This is a genomic window from uncultured Methylobacterium sp., from assembly GCF_964244095.1.
Classification (GTDB): Bacteria; Pseudomonadota; Alphaproteobacteria; order Rhizobiales; family Beijerinckiaceae; genus Methylobacterium.
Genome location: NZ_CAXTHR010000077.1, coordinates 1 through 20,194 on the forward strand (window position 1 = coordinate 1; position 20,194 = coordinate 20,194).

General features: G+C 71.7%; 21 protein-coding genes. 11 read left to right on the forward strand and 10 right to left on the reverse strand.

From position 1 onward, the window contains the following. The 3 genes from ACFE86_RS13240 to ACFE86_RS13250 all read right to left on the reverse strand — a co-directional run. Positions 1-725: FAD binding domain-containing protein (locus tag ACFE86_RS13240; RefSeq protein WP_375455798.1), on the reverse strand; the 725-nt coding region annotated here is incomplete at its 3' end. Positions 726-735: 10 nt separating this feature from the next. After that, entirely contained in the window at positions 736-1,407 is a 672-nt protein-coding gene (locus ACFE86_RS13245) for a 2Fe-2S iron-sulfur cluster-binding protein (protein ID WP_375455799.1), read from the reverse strand. A gap of 262 nt (positions 1,408-1,669) precedes the next feature. After that, positions 1,670-2,422 (reverse strand): sigma-70 family RNA polymerase sigma factor, encoded by a 753-nt coding sequence (locus tag ACFE86_RS13250; protein WP_375455800.1) that lies wholly within the window; start codon positions 2,420-2,422, stop codon positions 1,670-1,672. A gap of 254 nt (positions 2,423-2,676) precedes the next feature. On the opposite strand from ACFE86_RS13250, the gene ACFE86_RS13255 reads away from it, so the two are divergent. The 4 genes from ACFE86_RS13255 to nadC all read left to right on the forward strand — a co-directional run bounded on the left by ACFE86_RS13255 (position 2,677) and on the right by nadC (position 7,057). Beyond that, a complete protein-coding gene (locus ACFE86_RS13255) occupies positions 2,677-3,501 on the forward strand; it encodes an aldo/keto reductase (RefSeq protein WP_375455801.1) in 825 nt (274 codons plus the stop codon). 138 nt (positions 3,502-3,639) lie between these two features. Further along, positions 3,640-4,662: a quinolinate synthase NadA gene (gene nadA, locus ACFE86_RS13260; protein WP_375455802.1), complete on the forward strand. Its 1,023-nt coding sequence runs from the start codon at positions 3,640-3,642 to the stop codon at positions 4,660-4,662. Further along, positions 4,659-6,206, forward strand: a complete 1,548-nt coding sequence (locus tag ACFE86_RS13265) for an L-aspartate oxidase (RefSeq protein WP_375455803.1) — start codon at positions 4,659-4,661, stop codon at positions 6,204-6,206. Before nadA ends, ACFE86_RS13265 begins: the two co-directional genes overlap by 4 nt. Next, positions 6,203-7,057: a carboxylating nicotinate-nucleotide diphosphorylase gene (gene nadC, locus ACFE86_RS13270; RefSeq protein WP_375455804.1), complete on the forward strand. Its 855-nt coding sequence runs from the start codon at positions 6,203-6,205 to the stop codon at positions 7,055-7,057. The genes ACFE86_RS13265 and nadC overlap by 4 nt, the downstream gene beginning before the upstream one ends. A gap of 93 nt (positions 7,058-7,150) precedes the next feature. Here the strand turns inward: nadC and ACFE86_RS13275 are convergent, their stop codons facing one another. Next, positions 7,151-8,119 (reverse strand): FkbM family methyltransferase, encoded by a 969-nt coding sequence (locus tag ACFE86_RS13275; RefSeq protein ID WP_375455805.1) that lies wholly within the window; start codon positions 8,117-8,119, stop codon positions 7,151-7,153. A 526-nt stretch (positions 8,120-8,645) separates the two neighbouring features. Here ACFE86_RS13275 and ACFE86_RS13280 point away from each other — a divergent pair. Beyond that, entirely contained in the window at positions 8,646-9,305 is a 660-nt protein-coding gene (locus tag ACFE86_RS13280; protein ID WP_375455806.1) for a L,D-transpeptidase, read from the forward strand. 66 nt (positions 9,306-9,371) lie between these two features. On the opposite strand, the gene ACFE86_RS13285 is transcribed toward ACFE86_RS13280, so the two are convergent. Next, positions 9,372-9,794 carry a gamma-butyrobetaine hydroxylase-like domain-containing protein gene (locus ACFE86_RS13285; RefSeq protein WP_375455807.1) on the reverse strand — a complete coding sequence of 141 codons (423 nt, stop codon included), beginning with the start codon at positions 9,792-9,794 and terminating at the stop codon, positions 9,372-9,374. 79 nt (positions 9,795-9,873) lie between these two features. Between ACFE86_RS13285 and moaA the strand changes: the two genes are divergently transcribed. Then, positions 9,874-10,968 (forward strand): GTP 3',8-cyclase MoaA, encoded by a 1,095-nt coding sequence (gene moaA / locus ACFE86_RS13290; RefSeq protein ID WP_375455808.1) that lies wholly within the window; start codon positions 9,874-9,876, stop codon positions 10,966-10,968. A 3-nt stretch (positions 10,969-10,971) separates the two neighbouring features. Here the strand turns inward: moaA and ACFE86_RS13295 are convergent, their stop codons facing one another. The 3 genes from ACFE86_RS13295 to ACFE86_RS13305 are packed head-to-tail and all read right to left on the reverse strand — an operon-like array spanning position 10,972 to position 13,020. Continuing rightward, the gene (locus tag ACFE86_RS13295; protein WP_375455809.1) at positions 10,972-11,601 is read right to left on the reverse strand and encodes a TPM domain-containing protein; all 630 of its coding nucleotides are present in this window, start codon (positions 11,599-11,601) and stop codon (positions 10,972-10,974) included. After that, positions 11,591-12,370: a TPM domain-containing protein gene (locus ACFE86_RS13300; RefSeq protein ID WP_375455810.1), complete on the reverse strand. Its 780-nt coding sequence runs from the start codon at positions 12,368-12,370 to the stop codon at positions 11,591-11,593. Before ACFE86_RS13300 ends, ACFE86_RS13295 begins: the two co-directional genes overlap by 11 nt. 14 nt (positions 12,371-12,384) lie before the next feature. Continuing rightward, entirely contained in the window at positions 12,385-13,020 is a 636-nt protein-coding gene (locus tag ACFE86_RS13305) for a LemA family protein (protein ID WP_375455811.1), read from the reverse strand. A gap of 179 nt (positions 13,021-13,199) precedes the next feature. Between ACFE86_RS13305 and ACFE86_RS13310 the strand changes: the two genes are divergently transcribed. Both ACFE86_RS13310 and ACFE86_RS13315 read left to right on the forward strand, forming a co-directional pair. Continuing rightward, the gene (locus tag ACFE86_RS13310) at positions 13,200-13,502 is read left to right on the forward strand and encodes a SelT/SelW/SelH family protein (protein WP_375455812.1); all 303 of its coding nucleotides are present in this window, start codon (positions 13,200-13,202) and stop codon (positions 13,500-13,502) included. A 94-nt stretch (positions 13,503-13,596) separates the two neighbouring features. Beyond that, positions 13,597-15,771, forward strand: coding sequence for a sensor histidine kinase (locus ACFE86_RS13315; protein ID WP_375455816.1), 2,175 nt, complete (start codon positions 13,597-13,599; stop codon positions 15,769-15,771). Positions 15,772-15,803: 32 nt separating this feature from the next. On the opposite strand, the gene ACFE86_RS13320 is transcribed toward ACFE86_RS13315, so the two are convergent. Further along, positions 15,804-16,805 (reverse strand): hypothetical protein, encoded by a 1,002-nt coding sequence (locus ACFE86_RS13320; RefSeq protein WP_375455817.1) that lies wholly within the window; start codon positions 16,803-16,805, stop codon positions 15,804-15,806. Positions 16,806-17,032: 227 nt separating this feature from the next. Between ACFE86_RS13320 and thiE the strand changes: the two genes are divergently transcribed. The 3 genes from thiE (at position 17,033) to ACFE86_RS13335 (ending at position 19,322) form a co-directional block, all read left to right on the forward strand. Beyond that, on the forward strand, positions 17,033-17,758 hold the full coding sequence (gene thiE / locus ACFE86_RS13325) for a thiamine phosphate synthase (protein WP_375455813.1): 726 nt from the start codon (positions 17,033-17,035) through the stop codon (positions 17,756-17,758). An 8-nt stretch (positions 17,759-17,766) separates the two neighbouring features. Next, on the forward strand, positions 17,767-18,579 hold the full coding sequence (gene thiD / locus ACFE86_RS13330; protein ID WP_375455818.1) for a bifunctional hydroxymethylpyrimidine kinase/phosphomethylpyrimidine kinase: 813 nt from the start codon (positions 17,767-17,769) through the stop codon (positions 18,577-18,579). Positions 18,580-18,698: 119 nt separating this feature from the next. After that, positions 18,699-19,322, forward strand: coding sequence for a helix-turn-helix domain-containing protein (locus ACFE86_RS13335; RefSeq protein WP_375455814.1), 624 nt, complete (start codon positions 18,699-18,701; stop codon positions 19,320-19,322). 162 nt (positions 19,323-19,484) lie between these two features. Here the strand turns inward: ACFE86_RS13335 and ACFE86_RS13340 are convergent, their stop codons facing one another. Further along, positions 19,485-19,922, reverse strand: a complete 438-nt coding sequence (locus ACFE86_RS13340; protein ID WP_375455815.1) for a histidine kinase — start codon at positions 19,920-19,922, stop codon at positions 19,485-19,487. Positions 19,923-20,194 lie beyond the last annotated feature (272 nt).

Here is a 20,194-nt window from a genome sequence, read left to right on the forward strand (position 1 = left end):
ACCGTGGCGAAGGCGTAGGAGGCGCGGTCGCGGACCTTGCGGTAGATGTGCAGGCCGGCCACCGGCTTCGGCAGCGTCAGCGCGGTGATGATCTCGCCGCTCCGAAGGTCGGTCTCGACATGCGGCGTGTCGCCCGGCAGGCGGTGGAACCGCGCCATCGGGATCGCGCGGGTCGCCCCGTTCGGCGACATCGTCTCGACGGTGGCGTCGAGCGCCCGCATCGCGACGTTCATGTCGGAGGGGTTCGTGGCGATGCAGGCCTCGCTCGTGCCGAGCACCGCCATGATCCGGGTGAACCCGCCGATCGCGGCGCAGCCGGAGCCCGGCGCGCGCTTATTGCAGGGCTTCGACGTGTCGTAGAAGTAGTAGCAGCGGGTTCGCTGCAGCAGGTTGCCGGCCGTCGTCGCCTTGTTGCGCAACTGCCCCGAGGCGCCCGCGAGCAGGGCCTTGGCCAGCACGGCGTAGTCCCTGCGCACCCGCGGATGCGCGGCAAGATCCGAGTTGCGCACCAGCGCGCCGATGCGCAGGCCGCCGTCCCGCATGTCCTCGACCGTGTCGAGCGGCAGCCGGTTCACGTCGATCAGGGTGGCGGGCGTCTCGACTTGGAGCTTCATCAGGTCGAGGAGGTTCGTGCCGCCGGCGATGAACTTCGCGTCCGGACGCTCGGAGGCGAGCCGCGCCGCGTCCTGGACGGTCGCCGGGCGCTCGTAGGTGAAGGCTTTCATCGCACGCCCCTCAAAGCTCGGTGCCGGCCGAGGAATCCGCCACTTGGCGGATCGCCGCGACGATGTTCGGGTAGGCGCTGCACCGGCAGACGTTGCCGCTCATGCGCTCGCGGATCTCGGCGTCGGTGAACGCGGCCCTGGTGGTGAGGTCCTCGGTGACGTGGCTCGGCCACCCGGCCTTCGCCTCCGCGAGCATGCCGATGCCTGAGCAGATCTGGCCCGGCGTGCAGTAGCCGCACTGGTAGCCGTCGTGGTGCAGGAAGGCGGCTTGCAGCGGATGCAGGCTCTCCTCGGTGCCGAGGCCCTCGATCGTGGTGATCGCGTCGCCCTCGTGCATGGCGGCGAGCGTGAGGCAGGCATTGATCCGGCGGCCCTCGACCAGCACCGTGCAGGCGCCGCACTGGCCGTGGTCGCAGCCCTTCTTCGAGCCGTTGAGGTCGAGATGCTCGCGCAGCGCGTCGAGGAGCGTCGTGCGGGTATCGAGGACGAGGTCGTGCGTCTGCCCGTTCACGGTGAGCCGCATCGGCATCGTCTGCGACGGCGGATCGCCCAATGCCTCGGCAAGCGCCGGTCGCACCGCCGGCATGCCGAGACCGGTCGCCGCGGCGGCCGCCGCCGCGCAGCCCTCCACCATCGTCCGTCGCGTCAGCACGAAGGCGGCGTCTCGCGTCGTGTCGGTCATGTTCGCTGTCCCGTGCGCGGCCGGCGCTGCCGGCGGCTCTTGGCGCGGGCGACGCATCGCAGCCCGTGCGCGGAAATCTCGGAGCGGGAACGCGACGGGGTACGGATTCGATCCGTTCCAGACTGCGCCGGATCGGCGCGACAGCGAAGGCCGGCCGATCCCGGCCGCTGTGGAGCAGGATATGCTCGTCGGCGATGCAGCGTGTCGCAATCGGTATGTCGATAATTTTGCGAACCGTGCCAGGGTCTGCACCCGGGCCGGGTCACGCCCCCATGCCGAGCCCGTCGCCGCCGATCGCGGACAGGGTGAGGTGGTCCGCGCCGACCTCGGCGCCGGTATAGCCGAGCATGTGCGCGAGCTGGTCGCGGGCGCGCCAGACCCGGCTCTTCACGGTGCCGATGCGGCAATTCAGGATCGCGGCGGCCTCCTCGTAGGAGACGTTCTCGACCGCCACCAGGATCAGCGCCTCGCGCATCGGCGCCGACAGCCGGCCGAGGGCGGCCTGCACGTCCTGGAGGTCGAGATGGCCGGCCTGCTCGGGCAGGCTGGTGAGGCGGGCGGCGTGGTCGCCGTCGCTGTCGGCGACTTCGCGCGCGTGCTTGCGGTGCACGCTGTAGAACGCGTTGCGCATGATCGTGAACAGCCACGCGCCGAGGTTGGTCCCGGCCTTGAAGCTGCCGCGGCTGCGCCACGCCCGCAGCAGGGTGTCCTGCACGAGGTCGTCGGCGGTCGTGGGGTTGCGGGTGAGCGAGATGGCGAAGCTGTGCAGGCTGGGCGCGGCCTCCAGCAGCCCGGCCCGGAACGCCGTCTCGTCGCACCCCTGCGCCGCGGCCAGGACCCCTTCGAGGCGGACCAGGAGGTCGGCGATGTGGCCGGGCGGGGGCGCCTGCAACGAGACCGCGTAGGTCGACTTCAGATGCTCGCCGAGATGGGCGCGGATCGCATCGGACAGGGCCGGCAGGTCGGGAAGGGGCTGCGAGACGCGGCCGTCGGTCGGACCCTTCGTGACTGGCATCGTGTTCCGTGCGGCTGGGTTTCCAGGGGCGTCTGCGCACCCGGCGCCTGTTTCGCGCAACCGATCGAAGCGTGCAGCCACATAGGTTAGTTTTCACGCTCCCGCGACCGCGCCTGCGTCCCGCCGGCCCCTCTGGACGCGATCGCGGGGACATCCCAGGTGAGACAGGTGCGGGCGCGGCTGGCGGGACGCTCCGGCCCCGCATCCGCCGCCCGCGAAGGGCCCTTCCCGAACAGAGCACCGGAGAACCGTCCATGGCCGTCCCCAGCCTGCCCCTCAACGACGGGCGCGCCATGCCGGCGCTCGGCTTCGGCGTGTACCAGCTCGACGCGGCGGCGACGCCCGACGTCGTCGGCCGCGCGATCCGCGCCGGCTACCGCTCAATCGATACCGCTGCGATCTACGGCAACGAGGCGGGCGTCGGCTGCGCGATCCGCGAGGCCGAGGTCGCGCGCGACGACCTCTTCGTCACGACGAAGGTCTGGAACGACCGTCAGGGGCGCGACGCGACGCTGGCGGCCTTCGACGAAAGCCTCGCCAGGCTCGGGCTGGATCACGTCGACCTCTACCTGATCCACTGGCCGTGCCCGCTGCGCGACCTCTACGTCGAGACGTGGCGGGCGCTGGCCGAACTGCGCCGGTCCGGCCGCGCCCGGTCGATCGGCGTCTCGAACTTCTCGGCCGCCCACCTCGAGCGGATCGTCGGCGAGACCGGCGTGGTGCCGGCGGTCAACCAGATCGAGCTGCATCCGCATTTCCAGCAGGCCGCCCTCCGTGCGGTGCACGCGCAGCTCGGCATCGTCACGGAATCGTGGAGCCCGCTCGGCCAGGGCCGCGAACTCGCCGACCCGGTCCTCGCGGCGATCGCGCGGGCGCATGGGCGAAGCCCCGCGCAGGTGGTGCTCCGCTGGCACATCCAGAGCGGCCTCGTCGCGATCCCGAAGACCGCGACCCCGGCCCGCATCGCCGAGAACCTCGCGGTGTTCGACTTCGTCCTCGACGACGCGGAGATGGCGCGGATCGGCGGCCTCGACCGTGCCGCCGGCCGGATCGGTCCCGATCCCGAGACCTTCGGCTGAGCCGATGCCCGGTTGCGGCGCAACCGTGCGGGTGCGTCGCAAAACCGTTATGCTCAGTCTCAGCATATCTGGACACGCGGGGGCGGCGCGCCTAACTTAGGCGGCAGAATGCTCAAAATGAGCATAATGGAGGACGCCATGGCGTCGACCGCCTTTCCCCTCGCCCGCCCGCGCTCCATCCCCGCCGGGATGCCGCTGCCCAAGATCTACGCCCGCGTCAGCCGGCATATCCCGGCGATCGAGTGGCCGGCGCTGGCGCCCGACATCGCGGCGATCCTCCGGCTCAAGCGCGAGCGCAACGCCGTTATCCTCGCGCACAACTATCAGGCGCCCGAGATCTTCCACACCGTGGCCGACATCGTCGGCGACAGCCTGGCGCTCGCCCGCGAGGCGGTGACGGTGGAGGCCGACGTGATCGTGCTCGCCGGCGTGCACTTTATGGCCGAGACGGCCAAGCTCCTGAACCCGGGAAAGACGGTGCTGATCCCGGATCTCGCGGCCGGCTGCTCGCTCGCCGACTCGATCACCGCCGCGGACGTTCGGGCCTTGCGCGCGCAGCATCCGGGCGTGCCGATCGTGACCTACGTCAACACCTCGGCCGCGGTGAAGGCCGAGTCCGACCTGTGCTGCACCTCGGGCAACGCCGTCGCGGTGATCCGCTCGCTGAACGCGAAGCGGGTGCTGATGATCCCCGACGAGTTCCTGGCGCAGAACGTCCAGGCGCTGCTGCCCGAGGTCGAGATCCTGACCTGGGCCGGCCATTGCGAGGTGCACGCGCGCTTCACGCCGACCGACATCCGCGCGGTGCGCGAGAGCTATCCCGGCGTCACGGTGATCGCGCACCCCGAATGCCCGCCCGACGTGGTCGCCGAATCCGACTTCTCCGGCTCGACGGCGATGATGATGAACTTCGTCACCGAGACGCGCCCGGCGCAGGTGGTGCTCGTCACCGAGTGCTCGATGGCCGACAACATCGCGGCGGCAAACCCCGACATCGCGTTCATCAAGCCCTGCAACCTCTGCCCGCACATGAAGCGCATGAACCTGCACAACATCCGCCGCGCGCTGGAGACGATGACCCACGAGGTCACGGTCGATCCGAGCCTCGCCGACCGGGCGCGCGCCGCGGTCGAGCGCATGCTCGCGGTGGGTGCGCGATGAACGCGGTCTCGCGCGACCCGGCCGACCGCGTCGTCGTGGTCGGCGCCGGCATCGCCGGCCTCGGCGTCGCCCTGCGGCTCGGCCCGCGCCCGGTGACGCTGGTCACCGCCGCGCCGCTCGGCCTCGGCACCGCCACCGGCTGGGCACAGGGCGGCATCGCCGCCGCGGTCGGCGCCGACGACGCGCCCGCGCTCCATGCCGCCGACACCGGGGCCGCCGGCGCCGGCCTCACCGATCCCGCGGTGGCGCTGCGCGTCGCTGCGGAAGGACCACGCCTGATCGCATGGCTCGCCGATCTCGGGGCGCCGTTCGACCGTGACGCCGCGGGCCGCCTCGCCCTCGGCCTGGAGGCCGCGCACGGCCGCCGCCGCATCGTGCGCGCGGGCGGCGACGCCACCGGGGCCCGCGTGCTCGAAACGCTCATGCGCGCGGTGCGCTCGACCCCGTCGATCACGGTGGTGACGGCCTCAGTCCGCGATCTCCTGCGCGATGGGCGCGGTGCGGTCGCCGGCGTGGTCTGCGCCCGCGACGGCGCCCGCTTCCGCATCCCGGCCCGCGCCGTGGTGCTCGCCACCGGCGGCGTCGGCGCGCTCTACGCCGCGACCACGAACCCGCGCGGCGCCACCGGCCGCGGGCTCGCGCTCGCGGCGCGCGCCGGCGCGGTGATGCGCGACCTGGAGTTCGTGCAGTTCCATCCGACCGCGATCGCGGCCGGCGCCGACCCGATGCCGCTCGCCACCGAGGCGCTGCGGGGGGAGGGCGCCCGGCTGATCGACGAGGCCGGCGCGGCCGTGATGGCGGGCATCGCCGGCGGCGACCTCGCGCCGCGCGACGTGGTCGCCCGCGCGATCTTCCAGGCGCTGGCGCGCGGCCGCACGGTCTTCCTCGATGCGCGCGGGCCCTTGGGCGCCGCGATGCCGACGCGCTTTCCCACCGTCGCGGGCCTCTGCGCGGCGGCCGGGATCGATCCCGCGCGGCAGCCGATCCCGGTGCGGCCGGCGGCGCATTACCATATGGGCGGCATCCGCGTGGACGCGCAGGGCGCCAGCAGCGTGCCCGGCCTCTACGCCAACGGCGAGGTCGCCTCGACCGGCCTGCACGGGGCGAACCGGCTTGCCAGCAACTCTCTGCTCGAGGCGCTGGCGTTCGCGGGCTTCATCGCCGACGGGCTCGATGCGGCCTCCCCCGGTCCGGCCTCCCCTGGTCCAGCCTTGCCGGACATCCGGTCCGATCGCGGCGACCCGCCCGCGGACCTGCCGGCGATCCGGGCGATCATGGAACGGCGGGTCGGCGTGGTGCGCGACGAGGCGGGCCTGCGGACCGCGGTCGACGCCCTCGAACCACGGGCCGAGGCCGGATGCGACGCCGCGCTCGTCGCGCTGATGATCGCCGCGTCCGCGCTCGGCCGCCGCGAGAGCCGCGGCGGCCACTGGCGCAGCGATTTCCCCCAGGCCGCGCCGGCGCGGCACACCGAGGCGACGCCGCGCGCGCTTCGCGCCGCCGGAACGGTATCCCTGCGCACGGAAAAGGTCTTGGCCCGATGACCGGCATGCTTCCCCTGCCTCGGCTCCTCGTCGAGCCGATCGTCCGCGCGGCGCTGCTCGAGGATCTGGGCCGGGCCGGTGACATCACCACCGACGCGATCGTGCCCCCCGACGCGCGCCTCGAGGGCGTGATCGCCGCCCGCCAGGAGGGCGTGATCTCGGGCGTGGACGCGGCGGTGATCGCCTTCGCGCTGATCGACCCGGCGGTGTCGGCGGTCGTGGCGCGCGGCGACGGCGCCCGCGTGTCGCCGGGCGATGTGGTGATCCGCCTGTCCGGTCCGGCGCGGGCCATCCTCACCGCCGAGCGCGTAGCCCTCAACCTGCTGTGCCGGATGTCCGGCGTCGCCACCGCCACCGCCGGCCTCGTCGCGGCGGCGCGGCCGCACGGCAAGGCCGCGATCGTCTGCACCCGCAAGACCACGCCGGGCCTGCGCGCCCTGGAGAAGCACGCGGTGCGCGCCGGCGGCGGCTCGAACCACCGCTTCGGCCTCGACGACGCGGTGCTGATCAAGGACAACCACGTGGCGGTGGCCGGCGGCATCGTGCCGGCGATCGTGCGCGCGCGCGCCAGGGCGGGACACCTCGTGAAGATCGAAGTCGAGGTCGACACCCTCGATCAACTCCGGGAGGCGCTCTCGGTCGGCGCCGACGCGGTGCTCCTCGACAACATGGACCCGGAGCGACTGACGCGCGCGGTCGCGATGATCGACGGGCGCGCTCTCTCGGAGGCGTCCGGCCGCATCACCGCAGCCACCGTCGGCGCCGTGGCGGCGTCGGGCGTCGACCTGATCTCCTGCGGCTGGATCACCCACAGCGCCGCGATCATCGATCTCGGCCTCGACGCCGCCTGAGAACGCGAACGCGACCCGCGCGCTGCACGGTAACGCGAGTCCATCCGCCCGCTGCCGGGATCGGAGATCAAATTTCAGAGTAGGATAATGTTATTATTCTATGAGAATCCGCTCGGCCAGACCCGGCTTTCCGTAGACATGCCATGCAATCATCGCCTGTATGGAACGCTCACCGGGGCTCAAAGCCTCAGGGTGGCGGAAGAACACTGCATCCGCCCACAACAGCCGATCACCGATGACGGTGCCGGAAGGAACCACATATCCGCCTCGATGCGCATGGACCAGATCGATGAAATCGAAGCCGCGATGACGCAAAAATATCTCTATATCCGAGAACAATCGCTGGCCTTCGTAGATCTCCGCGAACGACACTTCGCAGTGAACGACGGCCGTTCTTTGCAGGAGCGCCTCGGCTCCCTGAAGAGCCTCCAGCTCAAAGCCTTGGATATCGAGCTTGAGGAAGTCGACAGGACCATGATCCGAGAGCACATCGTCGAGGCGCCGGGTCGCGGCAGTTTCCGTATGCACGGTATGTAGATCTTTCAGCTCGACGAAAGCCTCGGTCAAACCGAGGTTGAGCGGGAGCAGCGACGACGTTGCGTCAAAGTTGTTGACATGGAAAACCCGCGTCGATCCGTCCCCGATGAAATCGGGCATCAAACACAAATCGCCTCCAGCTTCGGCAAGGCTTCGATCCGCCAACCGCTCCGCCAGGGGTTCGAACCCGACGATCTTCAAGCTGAAGCCGGCAGCTTCGAGCGCGGCATAGGCGTGGGGCTGATCGGTAAGGCGCTGGGCGCCGATATCGACGATCGTGATCGCACGGTCGATCGCTGGTGTTGGCGCCGGTCCGGGAGCAGGGCGGGCGCTGTCCCGACTCCGCAGGCTTACGTATTCGGCACTGGACGTGAGGGCGGCGACGACATCGAGAACCTCTCCTGATTGCTCGAGGAGACCGGCATGATAGGAGAGACCCGCCTCATCCGCCTCACGGCCGAGCAGCAGGCGATAAAGTCGCGCGACAGCGTTGATCGAATGTGCCGGCGTAGCGGTTCTCGACACCGAGACTCTCTTTCAATTCCGGGCGGTCCATGCGGCGGCGGCGCTGGATCGCCCTGCACGCAACCGATCTTTCCGCTCAGATAGGCTTCGAGGCCGCGAGCGGACAAGCCCTTGCGCGCATCGGCCGAACCCTGCGGCCGGGCGTGCGGACGCATCGAACACGACGGCCGTGCGCCGCCGCAGGTTCGGCCACGCCGACCTCGGCACCAGCCCGTCGCCCGCGTCGCGGCAGCCGTCCAGATCCCGAGTCCGCCGCGCTGCCGCCGTATTCGATCCCGCCAGGCCGGCGCCGCGTGAAACGAGGCAGTCCGCAGGGTGGAGACGGGACCTGATGCGTGCCGGCCACGGCAACGCTGCCACAGTGTTGCCATCGAGTCACGGCGCTGCCGGAACCAGGGTGCGGCGCGGTTTCGGCCTTGGCTTTGGACGGGGGTCGTTTACCCCTTGGCGAGACTTGGCGCGCCATCGTGCGGCAGCGTCATCCACCGCGTTTTCCACAGCTTTCGCCTGCCTTCGAGAGGCCTTGATGCGTCGTCACTTCGCCCTGATCGGCCTCGTCTGCGCGGCTGCCGCGTCGGCGGCGCCCGCCCTCGCCTACGAGATCGACCCGCTCACCCGCCAGCCGCTGGACACCGCGCTCTCGGTGCGCGTGCGCCCGCAGGCGGTCCAGGCCGTCGCCGTGCCGACCGCCAACGCCGCGCTCAACACCGCCGACCCGATGGCTTCGGCCGTGCCGCAGATGTCGGCGATCGCGCGCGAGCAGGTGGCCTATGCCGGTCCGTACGGGGCCGGTACCATCGTCGTGTCCACCGCCGAGCGGCGGCTCTACTACGTGCTCGGCGGCGGCCAGGCCCTGCGCTACGGCGTCGGCGTCGGCCGGCCGGGCTTCACCTGGGGCGGCGTGCAGAACATCACGATGAAGAAGGAATGGCCGGACTGGCGCCCGCCCTCGACCATGCTGCGCCGCCGCCCGGACCTGCCGCGCTTCATGAAGGGCGGCATCGAGAACCCGCTCGGCGCCCGCGCAATGTATCTCGGCGGCTCGATCTACCGCATCCACGGCTCGAACGAGCCGGAGACCATCGGCACCGCCGTCTCCTCGGGCTGCATCCGCATGGCCAACGAGGACGTGATCGACCTCTACACCCGCGCCAAGGTCGGCACGAAGGTCATTGTCCAGCGGTGAACGTTCGTCGGCTCAAGCCTTCCGAGGGGCCGGCGGGGACGCCGGCCTCTCTCCTGTCCGCCGACGTCAATGGCAGCCGCACCCGCCACCGCTGCCGCATCCACCGCCTTTCGCTGGAGCGACGCGCCCCGTCTCGCGGTCGAGGCCCCGCTCGGCGAGCTCGGTGAGGTAGGTCGACCAGCGCGCGTCGTATTCGAGGCCGAGGACGTGCAGGTAGCCCCAGCCGAAGATGCCGGTGTCGTGCATGTCGTCGAAGCCGAGCTTCACCGCGTAGTTGCCGACCGGCTGGATTTCTAGGATCGCGACCGCGCGCTTGCCGCCGATCACCTTGCGCTCGCCCGGCGAATGGCCCTGCACCTCGGCCGAGGGACTCGACACCCGCAGGTATTCGGCCGGAAGCGCGAAGCGTCCGCCGTCGTCGAAGGCGACGTTGAGGACGCGCTTGTCCCCCGATAGGCGGATCTCGGTCGGCCAGCGTTCCTCGGTCACGGTCGAACTCCCAAGCATCGTCGTGCGTCGGCCCTGCGCGCGCTTGCCCGCGGGCCCATGTCCCATCATATGCCGTCCCATGTCAGGTTCGTCATCAGGCCGCCCAGCGGAAATATCGTCGGCGCCCCTTCAGCCCCATCGGGCGTCCCCGACGCCCCGGATCGTCGCCCCGGCGCCGGCGGCGCCGCTGATCGATCCGTTCCAGCGGGCGATCACTTACCTACGCATCTCCGTCACAGACCGCTGCGACCTGCGCTGCGTCTACTGCATGTCGGAGACGATGAACTTCCTGCCCCGGCGCGACCTGCTCACGCTGGAGGAACTCGATCGGCTCTGCGGCGTGTTCATCGCGCGCGGCGTGCGCAAGCTGCGGATCACCGGCGGCGAGCCGCTGGTGCGGCGCGACATCCTGCACTTGTTCCGCCGGCTCTCGCGCCATCTCGGCACGGGGGCGCTGGAGGAACTGACGCTGACCACCAACGGCACGCAGCTCGGGCGGTTCGCGGCCGAACTCGCCGACCTCGGCGTCCGCCGGGTCAACGTCTCGCTCGACACCCTCGACCCGGACAAGTTCCGCGCGATCACCCGCCGCGGCGACCTCGCGGTGGTGCTCGACGGGATCGCTGCGGCGCGCGCTGCCGGGATCAAGGTCAAGATCAACGCGGTGGCGCTGAAGGGCGTCAACGAGGACGAGATCGCCGACATGATCGCCTGGGCCCACGGCCTCGGCATGGACATGACGCTGATCGAGGTGATGCCGCTCGGCGAGGTCGAGGGGGAGCGCACCGACCAGTTCCTGCCGCTGTCGCTGGCCCGCGCGCGGCTGGAGCGCCGCTACACCCTGACGCCGCTGCCCGACCGCACCGGCGGCCCGGCGCGCTACGTGCGCGTCGCCGAGACCGGCGGCCGGCTCGGCTTCATCACTCCGCTCACCCACAATTTCTGCGAGAGCTGCAACCGCGTGCGCCTAACCTGCACCGGCAAGCTCTACATGTGCCTCGGCCAGGAGGACGCGGCCGACCTGCGTTCGGCATTGCGCGCCTCGCCGGACGACGCCCTCGTGACGGCGGCGGTGCTGGAGGCGATCACGCGCAAGCCCAAGGGCCACGACTTCGTCATCGCGCGCCAGCGCCCGGCGGCGGTGCCGCGCCACATGAGCGTCACCGGCGGATAGCCCTCAATCGGCGACGACCACGCGGTTCGGCAACTCGTCCGGGTCGTCGGGGCCGGCCGGGACGTGCCGGGCGAGGTCGGCGCCGATGCGCTCCACGGCGCGGATCAGGCCCGCCTCGGTCTCGCCACGGCGCAGCGCGGCGAGCAGGTCGTCCAGGGTCGTGCGCCAGCGTTCGGAGCCGATGCGCGCCAGGATGCCGTCGTCGGCCACGATCTCGGCGTGCCGCTCGGCCAGCGACAGGTAGAGCAGCACGCCCGTGCGGCCCCGCGTCCGCCCGAGCCCCCGCGACCAGAACGCGCGCCGCGCCGCCTCGCGGGCGCGGTCCCGGCGGATGCGCGCCGGGACCAGGGACAGGCGCAACGGTTCGTACAGCCCCGCGGCGAGGACCAGCGCGACGAGGGCCCCCTGCGCGAGCAGGATCGCTCCGGCGCTCCACGCCGTCAGCGCGATCAGCGGCCAGGGCAGGACGAGGCCGCCGACGAGGGCCGCGATCAGCACGACCGAGCGGTACTGCCCGGCGCGCGGAGCCAGCATCACCACGATCTCGCCGGCGGTTCCGACCTCGGCGCGCCCGACGGCCCACGCGATCCGCTCCTGCGCGGCCGGGCTCAGCGGCGTGCCCTCACCAGCCATCGGACGCGCCTCCGCCGCCGGACGATCCGCCGCCCCCGGAAAACCCGCCGTCCGGGAAGCCCCCGCCGAAGCCGCCGGAGGTGCCGCCGCTCCAGCCGCCGGCGCCCGGCCCGGGAAGGAAGACGAGGCCGCCGCCGCGGCGGCGCCCGCCGCGGTTCATCCGCCACGCGACGAACAGCACCAGGAGGAACAGGGCGAGGAAGACGAGCCCCTGCATCGGATCGACCTCGTCGGCACGCACCTGCGGCCTGCGCTGCCACGTCTCGGCATCGCGCGAGAGGATCGCCAGGATGCCGTCGACACCGGCCGTGATGCCGCCGGCGAAGTCGCCGGCCTTGAAGCGCGGCGTGACGGCGCTGGCGATGATGACGCGCGCGAGCGCATCGGTCAGCGCGCCTTCGAGGCCGTAGCCGACCTCGATGCGGACCTTGCGCTCGGCAGGCGCGACGAGCAGCAACGCGCCGTTGTTCGCCTTCGCCTGACCGATCTTCCAGGTGCGGAACAGGCGGTTAGCGTAATCCTCGATCGTGGTGTCCTGGAGGTTCGGCACCGTCGCGACCACGACCTGGTCCGAGGTCCTGTCCTCGAACGCCTTGAGCTTCGCCTCCAGCCCGCCGCGCTGCTCGGGTGTGAGGAGGCCGGCGGCATCGACCACGCGGCCGGTGAGCGTCGGGAAGCTCGGCTCGGCGCCAAGTGCCGCCGTCCACGACCCGAGGCAGGCCGCGAGCGCGAGGACGAGGCGAAAGCCTCGGACGGGTCCCCGAATCATCGCCGCGCGACGGCCTAGAATTTCACGTTCGGCGGCCGCTCGGAATTCGGCGTCGCCGCGAAGGTCTCCATCGGCTTGGACTCGGGATAGAACCACGCGGCGATCCAGCGGCCGGGAATGGTGCGGATCTCGGTGTTGTAGACCTGGACCGCGCCGATGTAGTCGCGCCGCGCCACCGCGATCCGGTTCTCGGTGCCCTCAAGCTGCGACTGCAGCGCCAGGAAGTTCTGGTTCGACTTCAGCTCGGGGTAGCGTTCCACCGTCACGAGCAGGCGGCCGAGCGCGCCGGAGAGCTGGTTCTGCGCGGCCTGGAAGTCCTGGAATTTCTGCGGGTCGCTGACGGTCGAGGCATCGACCTTGACGCTCGACGCCTTGGCGCGCGCCTCCGTGACGCCGATCAGCACGTCCTTCTCCTGCTGGGCAACGCCCTTCACCGTCTCGACGAGGTTCGGGATCAGGTCGGCGCGGCGCTGGTACTGGTTCTGCACCTCGCTCCACGAGGACTTCGCCTGCTCCTCCAGGGTCGGCACCCGGTTGATCGCGCCGCAGCCGGAGAGGCAGGTCGCCAGCAGCGCCGCGACGACGGCTGCGATCACGCGGGCGATCACCGGGCTGGTGCGCGGGATGGCAAAGTTCGGACGCGACGACATTTCGACCCCTCAAGACCGCCGGGGCCGGCCCAGCTTGGCCGTTCCCGCTCCGTCGTCAGATAGGGGGTCCGCGCGCCGGGAGAAGGCCCGCGGGTGGCGCAAAGCTCGACGCGGGCGGCATGTTGGGGCGGGCGGGCGCGAGGTTGACAACCCCGCCCCCGCGGTGCGCTGTGCGCCCCATGGATGACACGCCCAAAGCCGCGGCGGACAAGCCGCGCGTCGCCATTATGTATTGTACCCGGTGCAACTGGCTCCTGCGCGCCGCCTGGATGGCGCAGGAACTGCTCTCGACCTTTCGCGACGACCTCGGCGAGGTGGCGCTGGTCCCGGCCACCGGCGGCGCCTTCGCGATCACGCTCGGCGCCGACACCGTGTGGGAGCGGACCCGCGACGGCGGCTTCCCCGACGTGAAGGCCCTGAAGCAGCGCGTGCGCGACCGCCTCGATCCCACGCGCGATCTCGGCCACATCGATCGGCCGTGACGCGATGCAGCAGGACCATGCACACGGCAAGCACGCACACCGCGATGCCGTCGATGCCGGCTCCGTGCCGGACGCCCCCGTGAGGCTGGCCGAGATGCGCGGGCGCGGCGCGCGGCCGGCCTGGCTCGGCCGCCCCGTCGCGCGGCTCGAGCGCAACGGCTTCTCGACGCAGGTCTACCTCGTCGCGCTGGTGATCGCCTTGATCGGGCCGGGGCTGCTGTTCACGGCGATCCTGCTGGCGCGCTACGCCTCGGTCGAGCGCGCGCGCTTCGAGCAGGACGCCCGCGAGAACGTGCGCGGCATCGCCCTCTCGATCGACCGCGACACCGCGGGCCTCGTCTCGGTGCTGCAGACGCTCGCCACCTCGCCCCGGCTGAAGGATGGCGAGTTCGACGCCTTCGACGCGCAAGCCCGCCTCGTCCGCGAGGCGATCGACCTCGACATCCTGCTGCGCCGCCCGGACGGTCAGCAGATCGTCAACACCGGGATCAAGCGCGGCGGCCTGCTGCCCGTCACCGCGCTGCCGTTCGACAAGGAGATCGCGGCCGGCACCCAGCGCGCGATGGTGACGGGGTACCTGCCCGGCCCGATGCCGGACGAGGCCACCTACGCCGTCGCCGTGCCGGTGCCGGCTGGGACGGAGGCCGCCTTCATCCTGAGCTTCAGCGCCCCGTTGAGCCGGCTCCAGGCGATCCTCGCCCGCGAGGTCGTCGAGGGCTGGACCACCGGCATCTCCGACCGGCAGGGACTGGTGCTCGGACGCCTGCCGGACCCCGGCTCCATCGTCGGGCGGCCCCGGCTCGCGACGCTGCGCCAGATCCAGACCGAGACCCCCGGCGTCTGGGAGGGCAAGGACCGCCAGCACCGCCCCGTCGTGGTGGTCGAGGCGCGCTCGCGGCTCACCGGGTGGACCGTGGGCACGAGCATCCCGCAGACCCTCGTCGACGCGCGGCTGCGGCGCTGGGTCTGGGCATTCGGCGGATTCGGGCTCCTGGTGCTCGCGACCTCCTCGGCGCTGGCGGTCGTGCTGTGGTCGCGGGTCTCGCAGCCCCTGCGCCAGCTCGCCGCGTCCGGGCCGGCGCTGTCGCGCGGCGAGGCGATCCCGCGCATCGCCTCGCCGGTGCACGAGATCCGCCGCCTCGGCGACGTGCTCGCCGACGCGTCGCTGCGGCTGCGCACCCGCGAGGGCGAGCGCGACCGCGCGCTCGCCGAGACCCGGCGCGGCCTCTCGGCGCTCCGCGAGAGCGAGGCGCGCTTCCGGCACATGGCCGATTCCGCGCCGGCGCTGATCTGGATGACCGACGAGGCGGCGACCGTCAGCTTCGTCAACATGCATTTCGGCCATATCTTCGGGTTGCCGGCCGCGGCGCTGGCCAACGAGGGCTGGCACCGCATCGTCCACCCCGACGATCTCGCAGGCTTCTCGGCGATCTTCGCGGAGGCGTTCGCGGCCCGGAAACCCTTCCGCACCGAGGTCCGCGTCATCGACCGCGACGGCGCCGTGCGGTGGCTGCGCTGCGAGGGCGTGCCCCGGCTCGACGATGCCGGCACCTTCCTCGGCTACACCGGCTGCAACGTCGACATCACCGACGCCAAGTTCGCCGAAGAGCACCTGCTGCTGCTGATCCACGAACTGAACCACCGCGTGAAGAACACGCTCGCCACCGTCCAGTCGATCGCCAACCAGTCGCTGCGCAGCCTCGACGGCGCCGAGGCCGATGCGGCGCGCGCCGCCTTCGAGGCGCGCCTGCTGGCACTCGCCCGCGTGCACGACGTGCTCACCCGCGAGAACTGGGAGGGGGCCGAGATCGGCACCGTCGTCGCCGACGCGATCCGGCCGCTCGATGCGCGCGAGGCGTCCCGCTTCTCCGTCTCCGGCCCGCCCCTGCGGCTGCCGCCGCGGCTCGCGCTCTCCATCGCCATGGCGCTGCACGAACTCGGCACCAACGCGGTGAAGTACGGCGCGCTCTCGCGGGAGGGCGGACACGTCGCGATCGCGTGGTCGATCCGGCGCGACGACGAAGTCCGGCTGACGCTGCGCTGGGCGGAGACCGGCGGCCCGCCCGTCGTGAAGCCGACCCGCACCGGCTTCGGCTCGCGGCTGATCGAGCGCAGCCTCGCCCGCGAACTCGCCGGCGACGTGCAGCTTTCGTTCGATCCAGGGGGCGTCGTCTGCACCATCGCGGCGCCGGTGCCCCCGCCCGGCCTGCTTGAGCGCCGGGGCGGCACCGAAGCGCCGCGGATCGCACCGCTGCCGATGCCGGGCTGAGGCCGGGGCGCCTGCGCCCGGCCCGGAAACGATCACGACACCCGCCGCGACGGCGTCAGCCGCAGGCCCGGCGCCGGCCGCTCCAGCAGCACCTCCCGCCGGAAGCGCACGAGCCGCGCCGGCCGGCCCGCCGTGCCGCTGGTCACCGCTTCCGTCTCCTCCACGAGCCCCTGCTGCGCGACGAGGCGGCGGAAGTTCTGCTTGTGGAGCTGCGTGCCCGACAGCGCCTCGACGGTGCGCTGGAGCTGGAGCAGGGTGAAGTGCGGCGGCATCAGCTCGAACACCACCGGGCGGTACTTGATCTTGCCGCGAAGCCGGCCGATCGCGGTGGCGAGCACCCGGCGGTGGTCGAAGGCCATCGGCACGCCGGCCGGGTCGCCGGGGCGTGCCGGCCCGGCATTGCCCGCCGCCTCCGGGACCAGGCCGGCCTCGAACAGCAATTCGTACCGCTCCAGCACGCGCTCCTCGTTCCAGGTGGCGCCGTCGAGGCCGAAGGTGAGGCCGAGGCGATCCGCGCGCAGGCGCCGAAGCTTGGCCTCGGCCGGCTCCGCCGCCCAGGCGCGAAGCTTCGCCTCGATCGCGTCGAGCTCGGACGGACGCCCCTTGCGAAAGTCCTCGTAGGGCAGGTAGCGGTACCAGTTGCGCCACGCGGCCTCGGCCAGCCCCGCCGGGCGCTCCTCGCGCACCAGCGCGAGATAGGCCACCGACAGGGTATGGAGGCCGGCCTCGGCGCCCGCCCTGGCGTCCACCTGACGGTCGCGGTCGCCGAAGGTGTAGAGCTGCTCGACGTAGCCGAGGCGCTGGTGCGTCTGTCGCTCGACCCAGGCGCGCAGGCCCCGCTCCAGGGTGGCGTGCTCGGGGACGAGCGGGCCTGCCGGCAGCCCGTCGCCGCGCCCCGGCGCTTGGTCCGCCACGTGGACCGTGAGCGCCCGCGGCTCACCCTTCGTCGCCGCGATGATCGCGGCGGCGAGCCCGACGGAGGACGGGCCGGGCACCGTCCGGCCGGCTCCGTCCGCGCGCTCGTCCGCCGCCATCGTCATCCCCGCCGCCATGCTCCTCCGAGGCCGGCCGAAACCCCGGTCGCCGCCCGGCGACCCGCGGTTGCTTTAGGCTTGGTTCGCCGGGGTCCGTCAACGCGGCCGGGTCCGAACCCTCTTTGCCGAAATCTCTTGCCGAAATCTCTTGCTAAGCGCGAGGCCGATGGCCAGACGTTCTCCTCCGCCGGGGCGGGGCGCCCGGCGGCTGACGAGGACACGCGTCGATGCAGGCAGGCGGCAGCCTCGGGAAATCGGGCCCCGGCCGGACCTCCGGCCCGCCGGTCGACCTGCGTCTCTACGGCCTCCTCGACGTCGGGGTCTGCGGTGGTGACGGACGGCGGCTCGCCGAGATGGCGGCGGCCGCGCTCGCCGGCGGCTGCACCCTGTTCCAGTATCGCGAGAAGGCCGTCGCGGATGCCCGCGCCGCGCTCGCCCGCATCCGCGTGATCCACGCCGCGCTCGGCGGCCGCGCGCCGCTCCTGGTCAACGACCGCGTCGACCTCGCGCTGGCGGCCGGCACGGAGGGCGTCCATCTCGGCCAGTCCGACCTGCATCCGGCCGACGCACGGCGCCTGCTCGGCGACGCCGCGATCATCGGCCTCACTCTGAAGACCGTGGCGCAGGCGGACGAGCTCTACCGGCTGCCGGTCGATTACGCCTGCATCGGCGGCGTGTTCGCGACGGCGAGCAAGGACAACCCCGACCCGCCGGTCGGCCTCGACGGCTTTTCGCGGATTGCCTTCCGGGCACGCCTCGCCCGCGGCAGCGGGATGCCGGTCGGCGCGATCGCCGGGATCGATGCGAGCAACGCCGCCGCCGTGATCGCGGCCGGCGCCGACGGCATCGCGGTCATCGCCGCGCTGTTCGGGGCCGAGGCCGTCGAAGGGCGGGCGCGCGACCTGCGGGCGCGGGTCGACGCGGCCCTGGCCGAGCGGGGAGGCAAACCGTGAGGCAAGCCGTGACGCCGATCGCGCTCACCATCGCCGGCTCGGATTCGAGCGGGGGCGCCGGCATCCAGGCGGACCTCAAGACCTTCTCGGCGCTCGGCGTCTACGGCGCCAGCGCGATCACGGCGCTGACCGCCCAGAACACGCTCGGCGTGCAAGGCATCCACGACGTGCCGGCCGATTTCGTCGCCGCGCAGATCGCGAGCGTGTTCTCGGACCTCGCCGTCACGGCGGTGAAGATCGGGATGCTGTCGCAGCCCGCGGTGATCGCGGCGGTGGCCGACGCGCTCGAACGCTACGCGATCCCGGGGCGCATCCCGGTGGTGCTCGATCCGGTGATGGTGGCCACGAGCGGCGACCGGCTGATTTCGGACGACGCGGTGGCGCTGCTGCGCAGCCGCCTGATGCCGCTTGCCGACCTCGTCACGCCGAACCTGCCCGAGGCCGCGGCCCTGCTGGACGAGGCGCCGGCCGTGGACGAGAACGGGGCTGCGGCGCAGGCACGCCGCCTCGTCACGGCCGGCGCCCGCGCGGTGCTGATCAAGGGCGGCCATGCGGCGGGCGACGAGAGCGTCGACCACCTCCTGACGCGCGACGGCGTGCTGCGGCGCTTCTCGGGGCCGCGGTACGCGACCCGCAACACCCACGGCACCGGCTGCACCCTCTCGGCGGCGGCGGCCGCCGGCCTCGCCAGGGGCCTCGGGCTGGAGGCGGCGGTCGCCGGCGCCAAGGCCTACGTCGCCGCCGCGATCGCGTCCGCCGACGACCTGACGATCGGTGCCGGCCACGGCCCGGTCCACCATTTCTTCGCGAGCTGGACCTGAGCTTGCGGCGCCGCTGCCCGGCTCCGCCCTTCGACCGCCTTGCATCACCCCGCCGATTGCGTTTGTATTAGCGTACGTTCGTTCCGATAAACGGAACGCAGGGGCGGATCTCAAGGGCGATGCAGGAACAGCCGGAACGGGTGGGACGGAGCCGGGACATGCTGAGCGGGGCGGCGGTGCTGTCGGGCCAGCTCGGCAAGACGATCCAGCGCCTGCGCAAGGCGTACAACCTCTCGCTCTCCGAACTCGCCGAGCAGTCGGGCGTCGCCAAATCGATCATCAGCCAGATCGAGCGCAACGAGACCAACCCGACGCTGGCCACGATCTGGCGCCTGAGCCAGGCGCTGGACGTCTCGATCGAGCGGGTGCTCGCCGCCAACGACGAGGAGCCGTTCATCGAGAAGTCGTCGCGGGCCGACACGCCGATCCTCGTCTCCGAGGACGGCAAGGTGCGGCTCGCGATCATCGGCTGGATCAAGACGATCGAGTGGCTGCAATGGTATGAGGTCTCAGCCGATCCGGGCGGCGTTCTCGATTCCGATCCGCACCAGCGCGGCTCGGTGGAATCGCTGTCGGTCTCGGAGGGCTGCTTCGAGGTCGATGTCGGCGGCGTGGTGCAGCAGGCACGCGCCGGCGAGACGCTGCGCTACCGCTGCGATCGCCAGCACGTCGTCCGCTGCACCGGAGCGTTGCCGGGCCGCGCGACGATGGTGGTGATCATGAAGGCGGCGGTGATGGAGTGAAACCAGGGCCGTACCCGGCCACGTTGGGTCGGGCGGCCACGTTGGGTCGGGTCGCAGTTCGAAGCAGGCTTTCGTGGCTTCGCCCACGAAAGCCTGCTTCGAACTTTTTGTGGTCACATCGTTTTCGACCGCGAACCGTGGGACACTTCGCGGCCATGATGCTTAGGCGGTACGGCTCGCCAAGGCTTCCCGCACCGTGCTGGCGACGGCCCCATCGCGAAGGTCGCGCGGGATCAGGATCGTGTCCGGCAAGAGATCGGAGGCCGCCCCCGCCATGTCCTCGTAGAACTCGCTCGCCAGCACGATGCGCAGGCCCGGCCGCAGGGCCCGGGCTTCGCGCGCGAGGCGCGAGCAGCACAGGGCGCCCTGAAGTGCGACGTCGGCCACGAGCACGTCGACCGGCAGGCCGAGGACGAGGACGGTGAGGGCATCGACCGCGCTGTCGCAGGCGGTCGCCTGATAGCCGGCCCGGCGGACCTGGCTGGAGACCTCGTCCCGCCACCGCTTCTGACGTCCAGCGACGAGAACCTGGACCCCGTAGCATCCGCCTAGAGGGGCGGTCGGGCTCACGACGGCTGATCCGAAGACCGGTTGCGGCATCCCGCGTTCGACTCTGCGCTCGCGTTGCATCGCATCATGCTAGGCCGGGACGGCGCGGTCGCGCAAGCCCTCGACCGCGATCGTGCCGCATTCCGCGTCGTTTCCGCCCATGAACCAAGCATGACGGCGAAACGGGCAACTAGAGCATTTTCCAGCGAGGTGGATACCGGCTCGCGTAAAGAAAATGCAGCCACACAAAGGCCTAGAGCGTTTTCCGTGATCCGAAGATCATGGAAAACGCTCTAGGCGGTGTGGACTCTTGGGGTTCACAA

Bases quoted from the DNA above. Each gene is read 5' to 3' on its own strand.
- ACFE86_RS13245 (WP_375455799.1), bottom strand. From the start codon at position 1,407: ATGACCGACACGACGCGAGACGCCGCCTTCGTGCTGACGCGACGGACG.
- ACFE86_RS13250 (WP_375455800.1), bottom strand. From the start codon at position 2,422: ATGCCAGTCACGAAGGGTCCGACCGACGGCCGCGTCTCGCAGCCCCTT.
- ACFE86_RS13255 (WP_375455801.1), top strand. From the start codon at position 2,677: ATGGCCGTCCCCAGCCTGCCCCTCAACGACGGGCGCGCCATGCCGGCG.
- nadA (WP_375455802.1), top strand. From the start codon at position 3,640: ATGGCGTCGACCGCCTTTCCCCTCGCCCGCCCGCGCTCCATCCCCGCC.
- ACFE86_RS13265 (WP_375455803.1), top strand. From the start codon at position 4,659: ATGAACGCGGTCTCGCGCGACCCGGCCGACCGCGTCGTCGTGGTCGGC.
- nadC (WP_375455804.1), top strand. From the start codon at position 6,203: ATGACCGGCATGCTTCCCCTGCCTCGGCTCCTCGTCGAGCCGATCGTC.
- ACFE86_RS13280 (WP_375455806.1), top strand. From the start codon at position 8,646: ATGCGTCGTCACTTCGCCCTGATCGGCCTCGTCTGCGCGGCTGCCGCG.
- moaA (WP_375455808.1), top strand. From the start codon at position 9,874: ATGTCAGGTTCGTCATCAGGCCGCCCAGCGGAAATATCGTCGGCGCCC.
- ACFE86_RS13295 (WP_375455809.1), bottom strand. From the start codon at position 11,601: ATGGCTGGTGAGGGCACGCCGCTGAGCCCGGCCGCGCAGGAGCGGATC.
- ACFE86_RS13300 (WP_375455810.1), bottom strand. From the start codon at position 12,370: ATGATTCGGGGACCCGTCCGAGGCTTTCGCCTCGTCCTCGCGCTCGCG.
- ACFE86_RS13305 (WP_375455811.1), bottom strand. From the start codon at position 13,020: ATGTCGTCGCGTCCGAACTTTGCCATCCCGCGCACCAGCCCGGTGATC.
- ACFE86_RS13310 (WP_375455812.1), top strand. From the start codon at position 13,200: ATGGATGACACGCCCAAAGCCGCGGCGGACAAGCCGCGCGTCGCCATT.
- ACFE86_RS13315 (WP_375455816.1), top strand. From the start codon at position 13,597: ATGCGCGGGCGCGGCGCGCGGCCGGCCTGGCTCGGCCGCCCCGTCGCG.
- ACFE86_RS13320 (WP_375455817.1), bottom strand. From the start codon at position 16,805: ATGGCGGCGGACGAGCGCGCGGACGGAGCCGGCCGGACGGTGCCCGGC.
- thiE (WP_375455813.1), top strand. From the start codon at position 17,033: ATGCAGGCAGGCGGCAGCCTCGGGAAATCGGGCCCCGGCCGGACCTCC.
- ACFE86_RS13335 (WP_375455814.1), top strand. From the start codon at position 18,699: ATGCAGGAACAGCCGGAACGGGTGGGACGGAGCCGGGACATGCTGAGC.
- ACFE86_RS13340 (WP_375455815.1), bottom strand. From the start codon at position 19,922: ATGCCGCAACCGGTCTTCGGATCAGCCGTCGTGAGCCCGACCGCCCCT.